The sequence below is a fragment of the Parafrigoribacterium soli genome (assembly GCF_040227235.1).
In the GTDB taxonomy this organism is placed as follows: domain Bacteria; phylum Actinomycetota; class Actinomycetes; order Actinomycetales; family Microbacteriaceae; genus Parafrigoribacterium_A; species Parafrigoribacterium_A soli.
The window spans coordinates 465946-486149 of record NZ_JBELNZ010000002.1 but is presented as its reverse complement, the minus strand read 5'-3'; the positions used below and the strand labels follow the sequence as shown (position 1 = coordinate 486149).

Sequence of the window (20204 nt, the reverse complement as noted above, 5' to 3'; positions counted from 1 at the left end):
GTCGTTCGCGAGAGCACAACCGATCAGCTGCGGAGCAGGCCGGCAAGACGCTGGTCACCGGTGGTGGTTTTCCAGTATTTCGACGGTCAGGTCTCGACAGGCTCGACCTCGAAATCCTGGCGGATTTCGACTGTTGGCCAGACAAGCGCCCCACTCTAGGGATTTCGCGCGTACACCACGCTGCGTTTCGGAACATCCGATCGCAGGTGTCATCGAACCCGCTCCTGCTCCTTGACGAGTCGCGACCCACACGGGGTTACGACGTAAAACAAAGGAGAAAGCCCCCTTATGGAGGGTCCAGAAATCACCTCAGCCGAAGCCGTTCTCGATAACGGCAAGTTCGGCACGCGCACCGTGCGCTTTGAAACCGGTCGTCTCGCCCAGCAGGCCCAGGGAGCAGTCGCTGCCTACCTCGACGAGGAGACCATGCTGCTGAGCGCCACGAGCGTCAGCAAGCACCCGAAAGACAACTTCGACTTCTTCCCGCTGACGGTGGATGTCGAGGAGCGCTCCTACGCCGCAGGCAAGATCCCCGGCAGCTTCTTCCGCCGCGAGGGTCGCCCGTCGACCGAAGCGATTCTCGTCTGCCGCCTGATCGACCGTCCGCTTCGCCCGACCTTCGTCGAGGGTCTCCGCAACGAGGTGCAGATCGTCATCACCGTTCTGGCCATCGCGCCCGACGAGTTCTACGACGCTCTCGCCATCAACGCGGCGAGCCTCAGCACGCAGATCTCGGGACTTCCGTTCAACGGACCGATCGGCGGCATCCGTCTCGCGCTGATCGGTGACCAGTGGGTCGCCTTCCCGAAGTTCTCGCAGCTCGAGGAGGCCGTCTTCGACCTCACCGTCGCCGGCCGTCTCATCACCAATTCGAACGGTGAAGAGGATGTCGCGATCATGATGGTCGAGGCCGAGGCCACCGAGCACAGCTGGGACCTCATCAAGGGTGGTGCGACGAAGCCCGACGAGGCCGTCGTTGCCCAGGGCCTCGAGGCGTCCAAGCCGTTCCTCAAGCAGCTCATCAAGGCCCAGATGGAGCTCGCCTCCCACGCGGCCAAGGAGGTGCAGGACTACCCCGTCTTCCTGCCCTACGAGCAGGCCACCTACGACGCCGTCGCGGGGATTGCGTATGACCGCCTGCGCGACATCTACCAGATCGCCGACAAGATCGAGCGCCAGAACGCGGATGACGCGCTCAAGGACGAGGTCAAGGAGGCCATCGCGGCGAAGGTCGGGGCCGGTGAACTGGCGGAGAACGCGAACGGCCAGGTGAGCGCCGCCTACAAGTCGGTGACGAAGAAGATCGTTCGCGGTCGTATCCTCACCGAGGGCGTGCGCATCGACGGTCGTGGCACCTCAGACATCCGTCCGCTCGACGCCGAGGTGCAGGTCATCCCGCGTGTTCACGGCAGCGCGATCTTCCAGCGCGGCGAGACCCAGATCCTGGGTGTCACCACGCTGAACATGCTCAAGATGGAGCAGCAGATCGACTCCCTCGCCCCGGTGAAGAAGAAGCGCTACCTGCACCACTACAACTTCCCGCCATACTCCACCGGTGAGACCGGTCGGGTCGGCTCGCCGAAGCGTCGCGAGATCGGGCACGGCTTCCTCGCCGAGCGCGCGCTCGTGCCGGTGCTGCCGCCTCGCGAGGAGTTCCCCTACGCGATCCGCCAGGTGTCCGAGGCTCTCGGCTCCAACGGTTCGACCTCGATGGGTTCCGTCTGCGCGTCCACCCTGTCGCTGCTGAACGCCGGTGTGCCGCTGCGCGCGCCGGTTGCCGGCATCGCGATGGGACTCGTCTCCGACGAGGTCGACGGCGAGACCCGCTACGCGGCTCTCACCGACATCCTGGGTGCTGAGGATGCGCTCGGCGACATGGACTTCAAGGTCGCAGGTACCTCGGAGTTCGTCACCGCCATCCAGCTCGACACCAAGCTCGCGGGAATCCCGTCCTCGGTGCTCGATGGTGCGCTCGGCCAGGCCAAGGAGGCTCGCACCGCGATCCTCGCCGTGATCAACGCGGCGATCGACGCACCGGATGAGATGGCACCGACCGCGCCTCGCGTGATCTCGGTCCAGATCCCGATCGACAAGATCGGCGAGCTGATCGGCCCGAAGGGCAAGACGATCAACCAGATCCAGGACGACACCGGAGCAGACATCTCGATCGAGGATGACGGCACCGTGTTCATCGGTGCGGTCGACGGTCCGTCGGCCGAGGCAGCGCGCGCCGCGGTCAACGCGATCGCGAACCCGCTCAACCCCGAGGTAGGGGAGCGGTTCCTCGGAACCGTCGTGAAGATCGCCACCTTCGGCGCCTTCGTCTCGCTCACCCCTGGCAAGGATGGCCTGCTGCACATCTCCGAGGTGCGCAAGCTCGCCGGTGGCAAGCGGGTGGAGAACGTCGAAGACGTGCTCTCCGTCGGCCAGAAGATCCAGGTCGAGATCACCAAGGTCGACGACCGCGGAAAGCTCTCGCTCGCTCCCGTCGATGACTCTGCCGAGGCATCCGACGCCGCCGAGGCTCCGGCCGAAGGCTAGTCGACAGCAACGCCAGTCCAGTAGTGCCCGCTCCCGATCAAGGGGCGGGCACTACTGCGTGGGTCAGGCGATCGCTGCGCCACTCCACTCGGTTGCGGTCACGATGCCCCCGCAGACGAAGAACGTGATCACGATCAGGATGGTGAGCGCGGCGAGGCTCCACAGCATCCGTCGACCCGGCGCAGCCACGAGCCGCACGACAACCATGGCCGCGTAGAGAACGACCACGATCACGAGTCCCGTGAACGCGACGGCGGCGGGTTCGAGCCGCTGCATGGCGAAGAGGATGCCGCCGCAGATCAGCGTGAGGATCCCGCCGATGACGAGCCAATTATTGCCATTCCCGCTCGTCAGCGCCCGCTGTTCCGTCACCTTGGTGGAGGTGGAGTCCGATCCGGGAGCCTGTCGGGAGGGATGGGAAGGGGTCTGGTCGGTCATGGTGCACCTTTCTTCTCATCGAAGACGTCGCACTTCAACGCTCTCACCGATGGGGTCGAAAGGCCACGGGTTTCTGCTGCCCTCGCAGCAGCCCCCGAATTGGGTGCAACCGGAATGGTAACGATTGGTGCATCCTCCCGTGGTTTGGCGCCCGCCTGAGCTAATCTCGGTCCCACAAGGCGCACGCACCCGAATCGGCGAAGACGACGGTACGCGAGCGCACGGGGGATCACGATGACACAGCTACTGCCAGACCTGGCACCCATGGGGGCATGGGAGCCGGAATGGACCGCGCCCACGCCTATTCAGCGCCTGCGCAGGCTGGGCCAGTCCGAGTTGCGCGTGTCACCGCTCGCGATCGGAGGCAACGTCTTCGGCTGGACGACCGATGCCGAGACGACGGACGCCATCCTCGACCGCTACGCGGAGCTCGGCGGCAACTTCATCGACACGGCCGACTCCTACGCGAGCGGCCGCAGCGAGATCATGATCGGCAACTGGATGCGCGAGCGGCGCAATCGTTCCCAGCTCGTCGTCGCCACCAAGATCGGCAAGAGTGCGGACAACCCCGGTCTCTCGGCCGGCACGGTCATGCGCGCGGTCGACGCCTCGCTCGAGCGACTGCAGACCGGCTACCTCGACCTGCTCTATCTGCACATCGACGACCCGAACGTGGACTTCGAAGAGACCCTGCTCGCGGTCGACTGGCTGATTCGCGCGGGCAAGGTGCGGTACTTCGGCGTGTCACACCACTCCGGCAATCGACTGATCGAGGCCAGGGTCATCGCGGCCCAGCTCGGCATCACCCCGCTTGTCGCCGTGCAGAACCACTACAACCTCATGCACCGCGCGGAATATGAGGGAACGCTCGCCAGCGTGGCGCGCAATCAGGGCCTCGGCGTGATGCCGAGATTCGCGCTCGCGGGCGGCTTCCTCACCGGCAAGTACCGCACGCGGGCGGATGTCGCCAGGGGAGCGCGCGGCACCAAGCCCACGACGTATCTCAACAAGCGCGGACTGCGCACGCTCGCCTGTCTCGACGGGATCGCCGCGGTGCAGGAGTCGGTGCCGGCCACCATCGCGCTGGCCTGGTTGCTTGCGAAGCCCAACGTGGTCGCGCCCGTGGCGAGTGCGAGCCACCCGAGCCAGGTCGATTCCCTCATGGCGGCCGCAGACATCCAGCTCACGAGGCACCAGCTCGCGGCGCTCGATCGCGCCTCGGCTTCATAGCACACCGCGCGGTGGCACCGTTCCCCTTGCGGGGTGCGCGCGTCAGGCGGAGACGGGGCTGTCTACCTCTGTGCTGTGCACACCGATCTCGGTCATGATCCGGCTGACTGCTCTGGCCAGTGCCGCGCCCACGGCGACGAAGTCGCCCGCATAGGCTCCCGCCATCGCGCCGTCCCTGATCAACATGAGGTCGTCTGCCGCGTCGCCGGGCAGCGGATGATTGAGTTGCTTGAGGAGGCTCGCCAACATCCCTGTGTACCAGTCACGGTGTTCGGCCACGACGGCCCTCACTGGGTGACGCGGGTCGGGGTATTCCGCCGCCGCATTGACGAAGGGACAGCCGCGGAATCCCACGCGCTGCGTGTCTCGTTCGACCATGGCGAAGAGTTCCCTGAGCGCCGCTGCGGGGGTGACCGCCTGCGCGACCACGGGCTCGATGTCGGACTTGACGCTCGCGTGCCGGTTCTTCACGTACTCGATGATGAGTCGGTCCTTGGCGCCGTAGTGCTTGTAGAACGTGGCCTTGGTGACGCCGGACTCACTGATCAGTCGGTCGATGCCGACCGTGTGAATCCCCTCGTCGGAGAACAGGCGGTCTGCGGTCTCCAGGATGCGCTGCTTGGCCCATGGTCCGGAGGTGGCCACGGGGCCACGCTGCGCGGTCGGATCAGACTCAACAACCGTCACAACGTGGCTCCCTTCGGCGATTCGGCTAGGTATCCTCAAAGCCGCTCGGAAGCAGACCAAACTCGGAGGAGCGTTCGGTCGACTTCCATGACGCGAGAATCTTCGATCTCGCGGTGCTGCGTGTTGTGCTCCGCCTTCGGGTGGCGGCCTGTGCAGGTGGATTTCGGGGTGAATCCGATTGCGCGAATCTCCCGGGGTAAGCCGCTCAATTCTCCAACATCTGGAGGCTAACACAGAAATGCGACAGACAACTCTGTTTGTCCTCTTTTTGTGCGACATTCATGTACCCCAGTACGGGGGAGGGCTGTCCACAGGCGGTCCGCACGGTCAGACACGTGACGTAGGCTCGATCGCGTGAACGGCGCAGTTGAGCTTCCCCTGGGCGTGTCAGAACTCTCTTTCACCGCAGCGGGTGATTCGCTCGTGCGGCGTTCGATCCTACCGAGCGGGGTCCGCATCCTCAGCGAGCAGGTGCCGGGAGCGCGCAGCGCGACGATCGGCTACTGGGTCGCGGTCGGATCTCGCGACGAGCAGCTCCATACCTATGGGAGCACCCACTTCCTCGAGCACCTCCTCTTCAAGGGCACCCGCTCCCGCAGCGCGCTCGACATCGCCGTGAGCTTCGACGCCGTCGGTGGCGAGCACAACGCCATGACGGCCAAGGAGTACACCTGCTACTACGCCAAGGTGCAGGATCGTGATCTCGGAATGGCCGTCGAGGTGCTCTCCGACATGTTCACCTCGTCACTGCTCGATCCGGTCGAGTTCGAGAACGAGCGCGGGGTCATCCTCGAAGAACTGGCCATGGCCGACGACGATCCGGCGGATGTAACGAGTGAACGCTTCTTCGAGGCCGTGCTGGGCGCGCACCCGCTCGGGCGCCCCATCGGCGGCAGCCCCGAGACGATCCAGGCGGCGACGCGCGAGTCGGTGTGGTCGCACTACCAGGCGAACTATCGCGCCCAGGACCTCGTCATCACCGTCGCCGGTGCCGTCGACCACGACGTGCTCGTTGCTGCGGTGCAGACCGCTCTCGTCGCCGCCGGGTGGGACCTCGGTGCCGAGGCAGCGCCCGTCGAGCGACGAGACCCGAGCGCCGGCGTGATCGATCGCGGCAGCCCGCTCGTCGTGGTCCAGCGCCCCATCGAACAGGCCAACATTCTGCTCGGCGTTCCCGGCATTGCCGCGGCAGACGATCGACGCAGCACCATGGCGATGCTCAACTCGATTCTCGGCGGCGGTATGTCGTCCCGGTTGTTCCAGGAGATCCGCGAGAAGCGCGGCCTGGCCTATTCCGTCTACTCGTTCTCGCCGAGCTACTCCGACGCCGGGCTGTTCGGGCTCTATGCCGGCTGTTCACCCGCCAAGGTGGGGCAGGTCACCGAGCTCCTCCTGGGCGAGTTTCGTCGCGTGGCAGACGGGGGAGTCACCGACGAGGAGGTGCGGCGCGCCTCCGGCCAGCTGAGCGGGGCATCCGCTCTGGCTCTCGAAGACTCAGACACCCGGATGTCGCGACTCGGCCGCTCGGAGATCACGCTCGGCGAGTTCAGCGACCTCGACGAGGCGCTGCGCAGGCTCGCCCTCGTCTCCGCGGGCGATGTTCGCGAACTTGCGGCGGAGCTCGCGTCGCGGCCACTCTCGATCGCCGCGGTAGGCGCCGTTGAGGAATCAAGCTTTGCCGGACTCAGCGACGAGCCGGTTTCCGCGCAGTAGTCCGGTCGCAGCGCACGACCACCCGACAAGCAGGACCGAACACAGGAACAACGATGTCCCACTTCATTTATCTGGTACGCCACGGCGAGCAGCAGGATGCCGAACACGGCCTACCGGATGGCCCGCTGTCGAGTCGCGGAACACGGCAGGCGGAACTCATCGCCGAGCGCCTGAGCGGCGTGCCGCTGACTGAGGCTTGGCATTCCCCGCTGCAGCGTGCCCAGGAGACGGCCGCGATCATGACGGCCAGCATGCCGGACCTTCATGCGCAGCCCTCCGCCCTGCTGTTCGACTGCATTCCCTCCGGTCCCACACCGGACATGCCCCACGCGTTCCAGCCGTTCTTCGGCTCGATCACCGAGGCGCAGATCGACGCTGGTCAGGCACAGATGACGGATGCGGTGGCCGAATGGCTCACCCCGTCTCGCGATGATCGTCATACGCTCCTCATCACTCACAACTTCGTGATCGCCTGGTTCGTGCGCGAGGTCTTCGAGGCACCCGCGTGGCGCTGGATGGGCACCAACCAGGCCAATTGCGGACTCACCATCATCCGCGTGCGGTCGGTGAAGTCACCTGAGCTCATCACGCACAACGACCTCGGACACCTGCCGCCCGAGTTGCGCACCGGCCTCCCGGTCGAGCAGCCCTACTAGCGCTCGCGCGGGCTGAGTAGCGAGGAACGAGCGTATCGAAACCCCTCACTTCACCCGCTTCGCGTACCACGTCGTCGCGTTCGGGTTGTCGTTGTACGGCTCTACCTGCACATATCCACTCGACCGGTAGAGCCCGCCCGCCGCAAGCAGGCTGTCGTTCGTGTCGAGCACGAGCTCACCCGCACCGAAGTCGATGGCCCGCCGCTCCAACTCGCCGAGCAGCACTCGTCCGTAGCCGCGACCGCGAACGCGAGGCTGCAGCCAGAGGTGCTTCACCTCGAAGCGCACGGGAGCGCCATCCGGGGTATCGAGGCGCCGAATGCCGCCGCAGCCCACGTCCGCCACACCGTCATCTGTGTCTGCCTCCACGACGAGGAAGACGCCGCGCGGTGGCTCGAAGGCCGAGGCGGCGGGGAACACGGGTCGGTATTTTCCCTGCGCCTCCGGAAAGCTCAGCTCGCGGGATTCGAAGTACTCGTTGAGCAGCAGCGTGGCCGCGTCGTCGGTCACCGGGGTCTCTCGAAAGCGCACCATCCCGCAAGCCTAGGTCGATCGGGCATACCCCTCGGCTTGCTAGATTGAACGGATGACAACCAGGGTCGCCGTGGTCGGCGCAACCGGCAGAATGGGCCAGCTCATTTCGCGGCTCGTGCGCGATGCCGATGACTTCGAACTCGTCGCCGAACTCGACTCCAAAGCCGAACTCTCCGCGATGCTCGGTGCCGACGTCGCCGTGGACGTCACGGTGCCGGCCGTGAGCCCGACCGTGGTCGCCTTCGCCGTCTCCAACGGCATCCGCGTGCTCGTCGGAACGAGCGGCTGGTCGGCGGCCCGCGTCGCGACGCTCGAGTCCTCGATCGAAGACAGGCCAGAGGCCGGGGTCGTCATCGTCCCCAACTTCTCGATCGGCTCTGTGCTCGCCACCACCTTCGCCACCATGGCCGCGCGCTTCTACGATTCGATCGAGATCGTCGAGGCGCACCACGCGTCCAAGGTCGACTCGCCGTCCGGCACCGCCGTCCGCACGGCTGAACTCATGGGCGACGCCCGCAGCGCGCTCGGACCGGTGTCCGCGCTGCACAGCGACCAGCGCGGCCGTGGCCAGCAGGCGGCCAGCATCCCGATCCACAGCCTGCGCATGCAGGGCATCGTCGCGAAGCAGGACGTCATCTTCGGCGGAACGGGCGAGGTGCTGACGATCGTGCACGAGACGCTCGCGCAAAGCTCGTACGAGCAGGGCATCCTCATCGCGCTTCGCGCCACCGTGAACGCTCGCGGCGTCACTGTCGGCCTCGATCGGCTCATCGATCTGGGCGGGGCATCCCCGGCATGAACGGTCGCATCGCCGTCGCCATCATGTCGGTACTCCTTGTGCTGTATCTGGTCGTCGTCACGCAGCTGGCCTTCCGACTCATTGCGGTCGACAACGGTGCGGCGAAGGGTCTCGGCGTGGCGCTCATCGTGCTCCCCCTGCTCGGCGCTTGGGCGCTCGGTGCGGAACTCCTGTTCGGCCTGCGCAGCCAGCGGCTCCTCGGCGTGCTGCGCTCAGAGGGCGCGCTGCCGGCGGATGCACTGCCCACGCGCGCGAGCGGACGACCGGAGCGCGCGGCGGCGGACGCTGTGTTCCCCGGGTACCAGGCGGCGGTCGAGGCGGCACCGGGCAGCTGGCAGGCCTGGTTCAGGCTTGGCCTGGCCTACGACGCATGCGGTGACCGTCGCCGTGCCCGTGGCTCGATCGGCCGCGCGATCAGGCTCGAACGCGACGAGCGCAGGGCCTGAAGCACCGCGAGGTACCGCTCAGCCGCGCTCGAGCATCGCGTCGATGGCGCTCTCGGCCGTCTCGTCCCTGAAGCGGAAGCCGTCGTCGAGCAGTCGGCTCGCGAGCACCTTCTGGCTGCTGAGCAGCAATTCTGTTCCGGCATCCTGCATGGCCAGCTTGATGGCCCAGGAGGGGACCGCGAAGTCGTACCAGCGGCGCATCCGCTTCGCGAGGTGCGCGGTGATCCGGTCGGAGGTTGCGGGCGTCGGTCCCACGAGGTTCACCACGCCGCTGAGCGATGAGGTCAGCAGGTGCCGGATGGCCGCGGCTTCGTCGTAGAGGCTGATCCAGGGCCAGATGTCACCGCCGGTCGCGAGCCGCGACCCGAGTCCCACCCGCGTCAGCGCCACGAGTGGAGCGAGTGCGCCGCCGCGGGCCAGCACGATGCCGGTGCGGAAGGTGACCAGCCGCGTCTTCGCAGGGCGGATCTGCGCGGCCTGCTCCCAGGCCTCGACGAGGTCGGCGAGAAAGCCCGTGCCCTTCGGCGATGCCTCGGTCAGCCGCTCGCCAGGGCGATCACCGTAGAAGCCCACAGCTGAGGCGTTGAGGAAGACCGCGGGCGGCTTGGACGCCATGTTCATCGCCTCGGCCAGCGCCCTCGTGGTTTCCAGTCGCGAATCCAGGAGCTCCCGCTTATAGGCGGGCGTCCAGGGCAGGTGACCGAGCGGCGCGCCGGAAAGGTTGATGATGGCATCCGTCGAGTCGATGAGGCTCGAATCGAGGATGCGCGCCGTGGGCGCCCAGTTGTGCTCGTGGGGCGCGGTGGGTTGGCGGCGTACGAGCGTGTGCACGTCATGACCGTCCTCGCGCAACTGCCTGCACAGTTCCGTTCCGATCAGTCCGGATGCCCCGGAGACGAGCACCCGCATCGTGTGCTGCTTCGCCGCGGCCATGCGCATCCCCTCGTGTCGAAGCTCCAGCCTAAGCCACCCGAACGGGGGTCATCGACGGGTTCAGCCGGCGGTGGCGGAGGCTCGCCCGACGATGCCGATGCGGGCCAGCAGCAGGTAGATCTGGCATCCGAAGCAGTAGTCGAAGGCCGAGTTGAGGAATGCCGCGATGAAGGCCGCTGCGGCGGGAATCGCGAGCCCGAAGGGCACGCCGGCGAGGTGAAGCACGACGCCCACGATGGTGACGACGAGACCGATGCCCTGCGCGAAGGTAGGCGGCACCGGGTCTTCCAGATGAGTGGGCGGCGCGAGTCTCGGTCGCACGAGCCGGCGAAAGAGCCAGCCATACGGATGCCTCGCCACGCCCGCGAACGCGCCCCAGGTGAACAGCGCGGTGATGAGCGCCAGCAGCACGAATCCTGGCTCAGCGATCCTCGCGCCGATCGCCGTCGACGGCACGGCCGCCGTGGGCAGCGCAAGTCCGATGGTCACGAGCAGGAGCGCTGCGGTGATGCCTGCACCGAAGCGAGGGCCGCGGGGATCCACGCCCGGTCGACTGGGCCTGGCGTGCAGCGCGGCCTTCGAGGCCGAAAGTGGAGAATGCTGAGTGGTTGCCATCCGGTCCGTCCTTCCGTTCAGGCGACCGCGGGTGCGGTGTGGAGGATTCGGTCGAGTTCTGCGACGACCTCCGCGGCGCGTGGCACGCCGCCGATCCGTGCCTGAACCACGCCGCGACCATCGAGGATGAAGGTTGTGGGTGCCTGCAGCACGCGGTAACGGTTGGCGAGGTCGGAGCGCCTCGTGATGTCGACGTCGACATGGCTAACGCCGGCTCGCCCACCGGCGAGTTCGTCGAGCACGGAATGGGTCACCCTGCACGGGGCGCAGACGCTTGTGGAGAACTGCAGCAGGGTCGCGTCGCTGCCGATCACCGCGCCTGGGCCGAGATCCGACGCGTCCACGACCGTCTCGTGCACCACAGCGCGAACGCGGCCGGTCCGAGCGCGCCACAGCACACCGAGCAGCGTTGCGAGGGCCACGAGCCCGATCAGGATGCCGAAGACGATGAGTCCGTTCATGGTGGCACCACGGTATGCCCGGCCTCGTTGTCGTGGGGGACTGTGACGCGAAATGACAATCCCGCCTCGTCGCGCGGGCACGGGAGGGCGGATCACGGTACCAACCGATACCCTGTACACGTGTCTACGTCCAACAATCCCTTCGGTCAGGTGCTCGTCGCACTCGTCACGCCGTTCACCCCAGACGGCGAAGTCGATTGGCCCGGCGTGGAGAAGCACATCGACGACGTCATCACCGCTGGTGCGGACGGCATCGTCGTCTCCGGCACCACGGGTGAGACCAGCACGCTCACCGACCCGGAGAAGCTTCGGCTGGTAGAGGTGAGCAAGTCGGTCGCGGCCGGTCGCGCCAAGACCATCACCGGTGGCGGTTCGAACGAGACCGCGCACGCCATCGAGCTCTACAAGGCGAGCGAGAAGGCGGGCGCCGACGGCGTCATGATCGTCACGCCGTACTACAACAAGCCCACCCAGGCGGGCGTGCTCACGCACTTCCGCATGATCGCGGATGCCACGGACCTTCCGGTCATCCTCTACGACATCCCCGGCCGCACCGGCATCCCGATCAAGTACGAGACGATCCTGCGCGCCTCGCAGCACCCCAACATCCGTGCGGTCAAGGATGCCAAGGGCGACTTCGCCGAGGTCAGCCGCGTGCTCAACCAGACCGACCTTCTCTACTTCTCCGGAGACGACACGAACGTGCTCCCGCACCTGTCCATCGGCGCATCCGGGCTCGTCGGCGTCACGGCGAATATCGCCGCTGCTCCCTACCGCGTCATCGTCGATGCCGTCAACAGGGGCGACCTCGCCGCGGCGACCGCGGCACACAAGCAGCTCGAGCCGCTCGTTCGCGCCGTCATGACCCACGTGCCCGGCACCGTCGCCGCCAAGTACATCCTGCACGGGCTCGGCCGCATCGGATCTCCGCGCGTGCGACTGCCGCTCGTCGGCCCCGAGGACTTCGAGGCCGCCCAGATCGAAGACGAGATCGCGCTCGTCGGCGAGATCACCGGCCTCGACCTCGGCAACTTCCGACCGGATCGCAACGCCGCCGCAGGTGGCGCGCTGCCGAAGGTCGCCGGCACCACCCGCTAACCCGCACACGTGAACCGGGGGCTCAAGGCCCCATGATCCGGCCGACGGTCATCCGACCGCAGCCGCAAGAACACTGGACGCTATGAATTCACCTATCTACGAACCCCGCAAGCTCGCCGCAGGAACCCTGCGCGTCACCCCGATCGGTGGCCTCGGCGAAATCGGCCGCAACATGACCGTCTACGAGATCGACGGCAAGCTCCTCATCGTCGACTGCGGCGTGCTCTTCCCGGAGGAGAACCAGCCGGGCGTCGACCTCATCCTGCCCGACTTCAGCTCCATCCGGGATCGCCTGGACGACGTCCTCGGCGTCGTGCTCACCCACGGACACGAAGACCACATCGGGGCCGTGCCGTATCTGCTCAAGCTGCGGCAGGATCTGCCGCTCATCGGTTCGACCCTCACGCTCGCCCTCGTCGAGGCGAAGCTCAAGGAGCACCGCATCACGCCGTACACGCTCACGGTCGCCGAGGGACAGAAGGAGGCGTTCGGCCCGTTCGACCTCGAGTTCATCGCCGTCAATCACTCCATTCCGGATGCCCTGGCCGTCGCCATCAAGACGAGTGCGGGCGTCGTGCTCCACACCGGTGACTTCAAGATGGACCAGCTCCCGCTCGACGACCGCATCACCGACCTCCGCGCGTTCGCACGCCTCGGCGAGGCCGGCGTCGACCTGTTCCTGCCCGACTCCACCAACGCCGACGTCCCCGGCTTCACCGCGCCGGAACGCAACATCGGTCCGGTGCTCGAGAGCGTGATCTCCAAGGCGCCCCGTCGCGTCATCGTCGCGAGCTTCTCCAGTCACGTGCACCGCGTGCAGCAGGTTCTGGATGCCGCACACGCCAACGGCCGCAGGGTCGCCTTCATGGGCCGCTCCATGGTGCGCAACATGAACATCGCCGCAGAACTCGGCTACCTCAGGGTGCCGGACGGCGTGCTCATCGAGGCCAAGAAGGCCGCCGATCTGCCCGACAACAAGATCGTCTACATGTCGACCGGTTCACAGGGCGAACCGATGGCCGTGCTCGCTCGCATGGCGAACCTCGAGCACCAGATCGAGGTGGGCAAGGGCGACACCGTCATCCTCGCCTCGAGCCTCATCCCGGGCAACGAGAACGCGGTCTATCGGGTCATCAACGGGCTCGTCAAGCTCGGCGCCAACGTCGTGCACAAGGGCAACGCCAAGGTGCACGTCTCCGGTCACGCGGCCGCGGGGGAGTTGCTCTACGTCTACAACATCCTGAAGCCGAAGAACGTCCTCCCGGTGCACGGCGAATACCGCCACCTGGTCGCCAACCAGCAGCTGGCGATCGCCACCGGCATCCCGGAGGAGAACACCATCATTGGAGAGGACGGCACGGTCGTCGACCTCAAGGACGGCGTCGCGACGGTGGTCGGACAGCTCGACCTCGGCTACGTCTACGTAGACGGCTCGACCGTGGGCGAGATCACGGATGCGGACCTCAAGGACCGCAGGATCCTCGCCGAAGAGGGCTTCATCTCCATCTTCACGGCGATCGACCCGCAGACCGGTCGCGTCATCGTGGGACCGGAGATCCAGGCCCGTGGGTTCGCGGAGGACGACGCAGTGTTCGACGCTGTCAAGCCGCTGATCATCCGCGCGCTCACCGATGCCGCGGAGAACGGCACGCGTGACACGCACGCCTTCAGCCAGGTCATCCGGCGCACCGTCGGCCGGTGGGTCAACACGCAGCATCGGCGCAGGCCGATGATTGTTCCGGTCGTCATCGAGGCGTAATTTCCGCCGGCCGCCCCGTCTCCGCGGCGAGTGCGTACCCGGTGATCAAGCCCGTTTCCGGTGATCGAGCTTGTCGAGACCTCACGGGCGACATCGGATAGCTCCACCGCGCTGACACGCGCCCGGGCCAACCGGGCTACGGGGTGCCTCCGCGCTACCGTTGATCGCATGGCTACGAGCACCAGGTCGACTTCGCGTGCGCGCACGACGAACTCGCGCGCGCGCACCGCCACGGCACCCACCAAACGTCTTCCGCCCGTGCGCAGCAAGGCGAAGGCGGCGCCCCAGGTCGAGGAGGGTCTCCTCACCAAGGCGTGGCTCGGGCTCGCCCACGTCGTCGGCGGCGCGGCCAGGGTTCTCGGCCGGGAGTCGCTCGCCAAGGACGAGCGCCGCGACGGTGTTCCTTTCCTGGTGTTCGTCCTCGCCGTTGTCGGCGCCATCGTCGAGTGGTTCCAGCCCACCGACCCGGTTGCCATCGCGCTCGACGCGTACACCTTCGGCGGACTCTTCGGCCGCGTCGCGTTCGCACTGCCGGTGATCATGCTGCTGTTCGCGATCTGGCTGTTCCGGCATCCGTCGTCTGTTCACGACAACGGGCGCATCGGCATCGGTCTCGCCCTGCTCCTCGTCACGGTAAGCGCGCTCTGCCACGTCTTCGGTGGCCAGCCCGCGCCTGCGGCAGGCATGGAACAGCTCGCGCACGCTGGCGGCGTGCTCGGCTGGGTTCTTGCCGCCCCACTGCTCACGGTCGGAACCGCATTCCTGGCCACCCCCGTGATCGTCCTGCTCCTGCTGCTCTCGCTCTTCATCCTCACCAAGACGCCGCCGAACAAGATCGGCGACCGGCTTCGCGAGCTGTACTCCTACCTGTTCGGCGCCCAATTGCCGGATGCCGAGGAGCGCGCCGCGCAGAAGTCCGCCAAGGCAGACACCGGCCTCGTCTTCAACGACCTGGACGAGGAGGAAGACGCGGCCTCGATCCCGTGGTGGCGCAGGAACAAGTCCAGGCGCGAGGAGGATCCGGCCTTCGACAGCCCGGTGATCTCGCGCGACTCCGACGACACCGAAGTCATCGACCACACGAAACGCGATGGGGAGTTCGGGGTCGAACTGCTCGACGAACTGCTGAACGCCGAGGACGCGGTCAAGCGCTTCACGGGCGAGGTTGAGGGTATCTCGCCGGCCACCGGCATCCGGGACGACGGCGGACCGCTCATCGCCGGGCTGCTCCCGGGATTCTCAGACAAGGCCTCGGTCAAGGGTGAACACGGTGACTTCGACGAGCCGGCCGCGAAGCCACACCGCCCCCAGCCCACCGCGCCGTACCGGCTCCCCGCGGTCGCCACCCTCGCGCAGGGCACGCCACCGAAGTCACGCTCCGAGGCCAATGACACCATCGTTCGCGCCATCACCGAGGTGCTGAACCAGTTCCAGGTGGATGCGAAGGTCACCGGCTTCAGCCGCGGCCCCACGGTCACCCGCTACGAGATCGAACTCGGTCCCGGCGTCAAGGTCGAGCGGGTCACCGCGCTCAGCAAGAACCTCTCCTACGCGGTGGCGAGCAACGAGGTCCGCATCCTCTCGCCGATCCCCGGCAAGAGCGCCATCGGCGTCGAGATCCCCAACTCCGACCGTGAGATCGTCTCGCTCGGCGATGTGCTGCGATCGCGCGCCAGCACGAGCAGCCAGCACCCCATGACCATCGGGCTCGGCAAGGATGTCGAGGGCGGCTTCGTCGTCGCGAACCTCGCGAAGATGCCGCATCTCCTCGTCGCCGGCTCGACCGGCTCGGGCAAGTCCAGCTTCGTCAATTCGATGATCACCTCGCTGCTCATGCGCGCGAAGCCGTCCGAGGTGCGCATGGTGCTCATCGACCCCAAGCGGGTCGAACTCGCCGCGTACGCCGGCGTCCCGCACCTCATCACGCCCATCATCACGAACCCCAAGAAGGCCGCGGAAGCGCTGTCCTGGGTCGTCAAAGAGATGGACATGCGCTACGACGACCTGGCGAGCTTCGGCTTCCGCCACATCGACGACTTCAACGCGGCCGTCGTCGCGAACGAGATCGTGTTGCCCGCGGGCAGCGAGCGGCAGCTCAAGCCCTATCCGTATCTGCTCGTCGTCGTCGACGAACTCGCAGACCTCATGATGGTCGCCCCACGAGACGTCGAGGACTCGATCGTGCGCATCACGCAGCTCGCGCGCGCATCCGGGATCCACCTCGTGCTCGCCACGCAGCGGCCGAGCGTCGACGTCGTGACTGGACTCATCAAGGCCAACGTCCCGAGCCGCCTTGCCTTCGCGGTGAGCAGCATGACCGACTCGCGGGTCATCCTCGACCAGCCGGGAGCGGACAAGCTGATCGGCCAGGGAGACGCTCTCTTCCTCCCCATGGGCGCCTCCAAGGCGATCAGGGTGCAGGGCGCGTGGGTGCCCGAGAGCGAGGTCGCCGCGGTCGTGCAGCACGTGACGCGCCAGGCCCAGCCCGAATACCGCAAGGATGTCGCTGCCGCGGCAGAGCACAAGGCCATCGATGGTGACATCGGAGATGACCTCGAGGTGCTGCTGGCCGCCGCAGAACTCGTCGTGAGCACCCAGTTCGGCTCCACGTCCATGCTGCAGCGCAAACTGCGCGTCGGCTTTGCGAAGGCCGGCCGCCTCATGGACCTGCTCGAATCGCGCGAGATCGTCGGTCCGTCCGAGGGTTCGAAGGCGCGAGACGTGCTCGTGGCACCTGAGCAGCTGCCGAGCGTGCTCGCGAGGCTGCGCGGCGACGATGTCGCGGCGCCGGCCTCGGCACGGGTATCCGCATCCGAAGACCGCTATCGCGGAGACCCGGTGGCCGACCAGACCTCCGGGTACGATGAAGTCGAGGGCTCTTCGGACGAGGACGCCTGGAATCTGACCGACCGGGAGTAAGGCGTGACCCTGCCACAACCGAGCGAGTCAGCCCCCGCGAAGCGGCCAAACCCGATGCGCGGAAGGGTTGCGCGCAGCGGTGACACACCGGCGAGTACCGGCAACGTCGCGAACATCATCACCGTGGTGCGCATTCTCCTCGCCCCGCTTTTCATCTGGCTGCTGCTCGATGACGCGGGGCAACTCGGACCGGTCCGCCTCGTCGCGGCCGCGCTGTTCATCGTCGCCATCGCCACAGACAGCGTCGACGGCATCCTCGCGCGCAGGCAGAACCTCGTCACCGACTTCGGCAAGATCCTCGATCCGATCGCAGACAAGGTGCTCACCGGTGGTGCGCTCGTCTCGCTCTCGATCCTCGGCGAACTGTGGTGGTGGGTCACGATCGTCATCCTCGTGCGGGAGATCGGCATCACCGTGTTCCGCTTCGTGATCATCCGCACCCGCGTCGTTCCGGCATCCCGCGGTGGCAAGCTCAAGACCGTCTTCCAGTCGGTCGCCATCTCGCTCTATCTCGTGCCGACCTGGCTGCTGCTCGGCGACTGGATGCACTGGGTCAACGCCGCCGTCATGGCGGTCGCGCTCGTGCTGACCGTGACGACCGGCATCCAGTACCTCGTGAACGCTGCCACGCGCAGCAGGCCTGTCGCCGCGGCCGCGCGCACCGATTCGGAATGACTCCGGTGGCATGACGAGTAGCAGCCCGCGCGATTCCGCCGCACTCTCGGCGCGCATCGTCGCGGAGCTCATCGATCGCGGCCTCACCGTCGCCGTCGCGGAATCGCTCACCGGCGGCCTGCTCGTCGCCGAACTCATCCGCACGCCAGGCGCTTCGGCCACCGTGCTCGGGGCGGTGGTCGCGTACAACACCGAGCTCAAACACAGTGTGCTCGGCGTCGATGCGGCCCTGCTCGCGCAGCACGGGCCCGTGCATCCGGAGGTCGCCATGCAGATGGCGGACGGCGTGCGCGCGGCTCTGGCCGTGGACGGCAGGCAGGCCGACATCGGGGTCGCGACGACGGGTGTGGCCGGCCCGGGGCCACAGGATGGACATCGCCCCGGCACCGCGTTCATCGGCATCGCGACCGCCGAGGGGACGCATTCCGTGGGTGTCACTCTCACTGGGGATCGACAGGCAATCCGGGATGGTGTTGTCTACGAAGCACTGATACAGCTCGGCAAGATCTGGGGGATCGGATGACCGGCTGCGAGTTGGGAATCTTTGCCGAACCGATCCCGTTACAGTACGTGATTCACAAGAGGCACACAGTCCACACTGGTTAGAGTTTGTTGCAAGAGGTTGTAGTGTTACTCAACCTGACAGATCAGAAGCGGTGCGGTCGGTGTACTTGTCACAATGGAGGAGGGTCCTATGGTTCTAGTTCGTGAAGAAATCGGAGATGTGCTCCGGGACTTTCGTCTGCAGAAGGGTCGTACCCTTCGCCAGGTCGCAAGTAAGGCCAGCGTCGCCCTCGGTTACCTCAGTGAGGTAGAGCGTGGGCAGAAAGAGGCCAGTTCCGAGATTCTCGCCTCGGTCGCAGATGCGCTCGAGACCCCGATCTCTGTCATCATGCGCGAGGTGGGCGACCGCCTGGCCGTGATTGAGGGAATCACCGTGATTCCCGATACTGTTCCCGACGACCTCGTCGCGGACTTCGACGCGGACCTGGTCGTCAGGTAACCCGCGATTCACGACTTCGGTGCGCACACGGTGTGATGCGCACCACGGATGCCCGGCTCTGCGGAGCCGGGCATCCGTGTTCCCCGCCCCTTTTCACCGATTGGCCCCCATGCGTTTGAGTGAGTTCTGGATCGCTGTCGCCGACGAATTCGGCGAATCCTACGGACGGATGCTCACCGACGACCTCGTGCTCGGCGAACTCGGCGACCTCACGGCGAGACAGGCGATCGCCAAGGGCATCGCGACCCGCGACATCTGGCTGGCCCTGTGCCGGGCGAGCGATGTGCCCGAGAACCGCTGGTACGGCGCCGGTCAGGTTCGCAAGGCCTGAATGGTTACCGCGGCCTATGACACGCCGCACCACGTGTTCGAACATTTCTTCGGATGTTCGCTAGGCTCCTCAACAGCGGCTCTCGAAAACGAGTTGTGAACAGAACGCCCGGCGGTCCGATGAATGTCGCACGCCCGGCGTAGCGTCGCACTTGTCAACGAGATCCGTGACAACCCGCCTTTGTCAGGAGGTTGTGGGCCTTGCTTCATCGGCCTTCAGCGGAGTGACAGCCTATGGGCAGCAACCACGACGACTCCGGAGGAGCCAGAAATGCCATCAGTAGCAGATCGCGAAAAGTCCCTTGAAACCGCCCTTGCACAGATCGATCGCCAGTTCGGCAAGGGCTCCGTCATGCGCCTCGGCAGCGACGAGCGTGCTCCCGTCGCGGTGATCCCCACCGGCTCTATCGCCCTGGATGTCGCGCTCGGTATCGGCGGGCTTCCCCGCGGCCGCATCGTGGAGATCTACGGTCCGGAGTCCTCGGGTAAGACCACGCTCACCCTGCACGCCATCGCCAACGCGCAGCGGGCGGGAGGCATCGCCGCCTTCATCGACGCCGAGCATGCGCTCGATCCGGAGTACGCCAAGGCACTCGGCGTCGACATCGACGCGCTGCTCGTCTCCCAGCCAGACACGGGGGAGCAGGCGCTCGAGATCGCGGATATGCTCGTCCGCTCCGGCTCGATCGACCTCGTGGTCATCGACTCCGTCGCGGCGCTCGTGCCACGAGCCGAGATCGAGGGTGAAATGGGCGACTCCCACGTCGGCCTTCAGGCCCGGCTCATGTCCCAGGCGCTGCGCAAGCTCACCGGTGGCCTCAGCCAGACCAACACCACCATGATCTTCATCAACCAGCTGCGCGAGAAGATCGGTGTCTTCTTCGGCAGCCCGGAGACGACCGCGGGTGGCAAGGCGCTCAAGTTCTACGCCTCCGTCCGCCTCGACATCCGTCGCATCGAGACGCTCAAAGATGGCACGGATGCGGTGGGTAACCGCACCAGAGTCAAGGTCGTCAAGAACAAGATGGCTCCGCCCTTCAAGCAGGCGGAGTTCGACATCCTCTATGGAACGGGCATCTCCCGCGAGGGCAGCCTCATCGACTTCGGTGTCGAGCACGAAATCGTGCGCAAGTCTGGCGCCTGGTACACCTACGACGGTGACCAGCTCGGACAGGGTAAGGAGAACTCGCGCAACTTCCTGCTGCAGAACCCCGCGATCGCTCAGGAGATCGAGCAGAAGATCAAGATGAAGATGGGGCTCATTGCAGACCCCAACGCGGTCGCCGCGGCCGCGGTTGTCGAGGGCGACGATGCGAAGGTCGAGTCGATCAGCACAAAGCTCACCGGCCGCAAGGCGGTCTGATCCG

At 66.4% G+C, this 20204-nt stretch carries 20 protein-coding genes; 14 read left to right on the top strand and 6 right to left on the bottom strand.

Features of this window, described 5'->3' with window-relative positions:
* Positions 1-288 precede the first annotated feature (288 nt).
* The gene (locus tag ABUA37_RS06540) at positions 289-2541 is read left to right on the top strand and encodes a polyribonucleotide nucleotidyltransferase (protein WP_349898319.1); all 2253 of its coding nucleotides are present in this window, start codon (positions 289-291) and stop codon (positions 2539-2541) included.
* Positions 2542-2604: 63 nt separating this feature from the next.
* On the opposite strand, the gene ABUA37_RS06535 is transcribed toward ABUA37_RS06540, so the two are convergent.
* Positions 2605-2979, bottom strand: a complete 375-nt coding sequence (locus ABUA37_RS06535) for a hypothetical protein (protein ID WP_349898318.1) — start codon at positions 2977-2979, stop codon at positions 2605-2607.
* A gap of 234 nt (positions 2980-3213) precedes the next feature.
* Between ABUA37_RS06535 and ABUA37_RS06530 the strand changes: the two genes are divergently transcribed.
* Positions 3214-4209: an aldo/keto reductase gene (locus tag ABUA37_RS06530; RefSeq protein ID WP_349898317.1), complete on the top strand. Its 996-nt coding sequence runs from the start codon at positions 3214-3216 to the stop codon at positions 4207-4209.
* A 42-nt stretch (positions 4210-4251) separates the two neighbouring features.
* Here the strand turns inward: ABUA37_RS06530 and ABUA37_RS06525 are convergent, their stop codons facing one another.
* Complete coding sequence (locus ABUA37_RS06525; RefSeq protein WP_349898316.1) at positions 4252-4896, bottom strand: TetR/AcrR family transcriptional regulator; 645 nt, start codon at positions 4894-4896, stop codon at positions 4252-4254.
* Positions 4897-5250: 354 nt separating this feature from the next.
* Between ABUA37_RS06525 and ABUA37_RS06520 the strand changes: the two genes are divergently transcribed.
* Complete coding sequence (locus ABUA37_RS06520) at positions 5251-6609, top strand: M16 family metallopeptidase (protein ID WP_349898315.1); 1359 nt, start codon at positions 5251-5253, stop codon at positions 6607-6609.
* A 53-nt stretch (positions 6610-6662) separates the two neighbouring features.
* Positions 6663-7265 carry a histidine phosphatase family protein gene (locus tag ABUA37_RS06515; RefSeq protein ID WP_349898314.1) on the top strand — a complete coding sequence of 201 codons (603 nt, stop codon included), beginning with the start codon at positions 6663-6665 and terminating at the stop codon, positions 7263-7265.
* Between the two features lie 45 nt (positions 7266-7310).
* Here the strand turns inward: ABUA37_RS06515 and ABUA37_RS06510 are convergent, their stop codons facing one another.
* Positions 7311-7799: a GNAT family N-acetyltransferase gene (locus ABUA37_RS06510; RefSeq protein WP_349898313.1), complete on the bottom strand. Its 489-nt coding sequence runs from the start codon at positions 7797-7799 to the stop codon at positions 7311-7313.
* A 52-nt stretch (positions 7800-7851) separates the two neighbouring features.
* Between ABUA37_RS06510 and dapB the strand changes: the two genes are divergently transcribed.
* A complete protein-coding gene (gene dapB / locus ABUA37_RS06505; RefSeq protein ID WP_349898312.1) occupies positions 7852-8598 on the top strand; it encodes a 4-hydroxy-tetrahydrodipicolinate reductase in 747 nt (248 codons plus the stop codon).
* Entirely contained in the window at positions 8595-9044 is a 450-nt protein-coding gene (locus ABUA37_RS06500) for a tetratricopeptide repeat protein (RefSeq protein ID WP_349898311.1), read from the top strand. The genes dapB and ABUA37_RS06500 overlap by 4 nt, the downstream gene beginning before the upstream one ends.
* An 18-nt stretch (positions 9045-9062) precedes the next feature.
* On the opposite strand, the gene ABUA37_RS06495 is transcribed toward ABUA37_RS06500, so the two are convergent.
* Genes ABUA37_RS06495 through ABUA37_RS06485 form a run of 3 tightly spaced genes read right to left on the bottom strand, consistent with a single transcriptional unit; the run spans position 9063 to position 11053 of the window.
* Complete coding sequence (locus tag ABUA37_RS06495; RefSeq protein WP_349898309.1) at positions 9063-9977, bottom strand: TIGR01777 family oxidoreductase; 915 nt, start codon at positions 9975-9977, stop codon at positions 9063-9065.
* Positions 9978-10037: 60 nt separating this feature from the next.
* The gene (locus tag ABUA37_RS06490) at positions 10038-10592 is read right to left on the bottom strand and encodes a DUF4395 domain-containing protein (protein WP_349898308.1); all 555 of its coding nucleotides are present in this window, start codon (positions 10590-10592) and stop codon (positions 10038-10040) included.
* A gap of 17 nt (positions 10593-10609) precedes the next feature.
* The gene (locus ABUA37_RS06485) at positions 10610-11053 is read right to left on the bottom strand and encodes a TlpA family protein disulfide reductase (protein ID WP_349898307.1); all 444 of its coding nucleotides are present in this window, start codon (positions 11051-11053) and stop codon (positions 10610-10612) included.
* A 120-nt stretch (positions 11054-11173) separates the two neighbouring features.
* Between ABUA37_RS06485 and dapA the strand changes: the two genes are divergently transcribed.
* From dapA to recA, 8 genes are all read left to right on the top strand, one after another.
* Positions 11174-12151, top strand: a complete 978-nt coding sequence (gene dapA, locus ABUA37_RS06480) for a 4-hydroxy-tetrahydrodipicolinate synthase (RefSeq protein ID WP_349898306.1) — start codon at positions 11174-11176, stop codon at positions 12149-12151.
* A gap of 82 nt (positions 12152-12233) precedes the next feature.
* Positions 12234-13910 carry a ribonuclease J gene (locus tag ABUA37_RS06475; protein ID WP_349898305.1) on the top strand — a complete coding sequence of 559 codons (1677 nt, stop codon included), beginning with the start codon at positions 12234-12236 and terminating at the stop codon, positions 13908-13910.
* Positions 13911-14078: 168 nt separating this feature from the next.
* The gene (locus tag ABUA37_RS06470) at positions 14079-16829 is read left to right on the top strand and encodes an FtsK/SpoIIIE family DNA translocase (RefSeq protein ID WP_349898304.1); all 2751 of its coding nucleotides are present in this window, start codon (positions 14079-14081) and stop codon (positions 16827-16829) included.
* Between the two features lie 54 nt (positions 16830-16883).
* Positions 16884-17504 (top strand): CDP-diacylglycerol--glycerol-3-phosphate 3-phosphatidyltransferase, encoded by a 621-nt coding sequence (gene pgsA, locus ABUA37_RS06465; protein WP_349898644.1) that lies wholly within the window; start codon positions 16884-16886, stop codon positions 17502-17504.
* A gap of 10 nt (positions 17505-17514) precedes the next feature.
* Positions 17515-18027, top strand: coding sequence for a CinA family protein (locus ABUA37_RS06460; RefSeq protein WP_349898303.1), 513 nt, complete (start codon positions 17515-17517; stop codon positions 18025-18027).
* A 171-nt stretch (positions 18028-18198) separates the two neighbouring features.
* On the top strand, positions 18199-18507 hold the full coding sequence (locus tag ABUA37_RS06455; protein WP_325519247.1) for a helix-turn-helix domain-containing protein: 309 nt from the start codon (positions 18199-18201) through the stop codon (positions 18505-18507).
* Between the two features lie 109 nt (positions 18508-18616).
* Positions 18617-18838 carry a DUF3046 domain-containing protein gene (locus ABUA37_RS06450; RefSeq protein ID WP_349898302.1) on the top strand — a complete coding sequence of 74 codons (222 nt, stop codon included), beginning with the start codon at positions 18617-18619 and terminating at the stop codon, positions 18836-18838.
* 270 nt (positions 18839-19108) lie between these two features.
* Complete coding sequence (gene recA, locus ABUA37_RS06445) at positions 19109-20200, top strand: recombinase RecA (RefSeq protein WP_349898301.1); 1092 nt, start codon at positions 19109-19111, stop codon at positions 20198-20200.
* Positions 20201-20204: the final 4 nt, after the last annotated feature.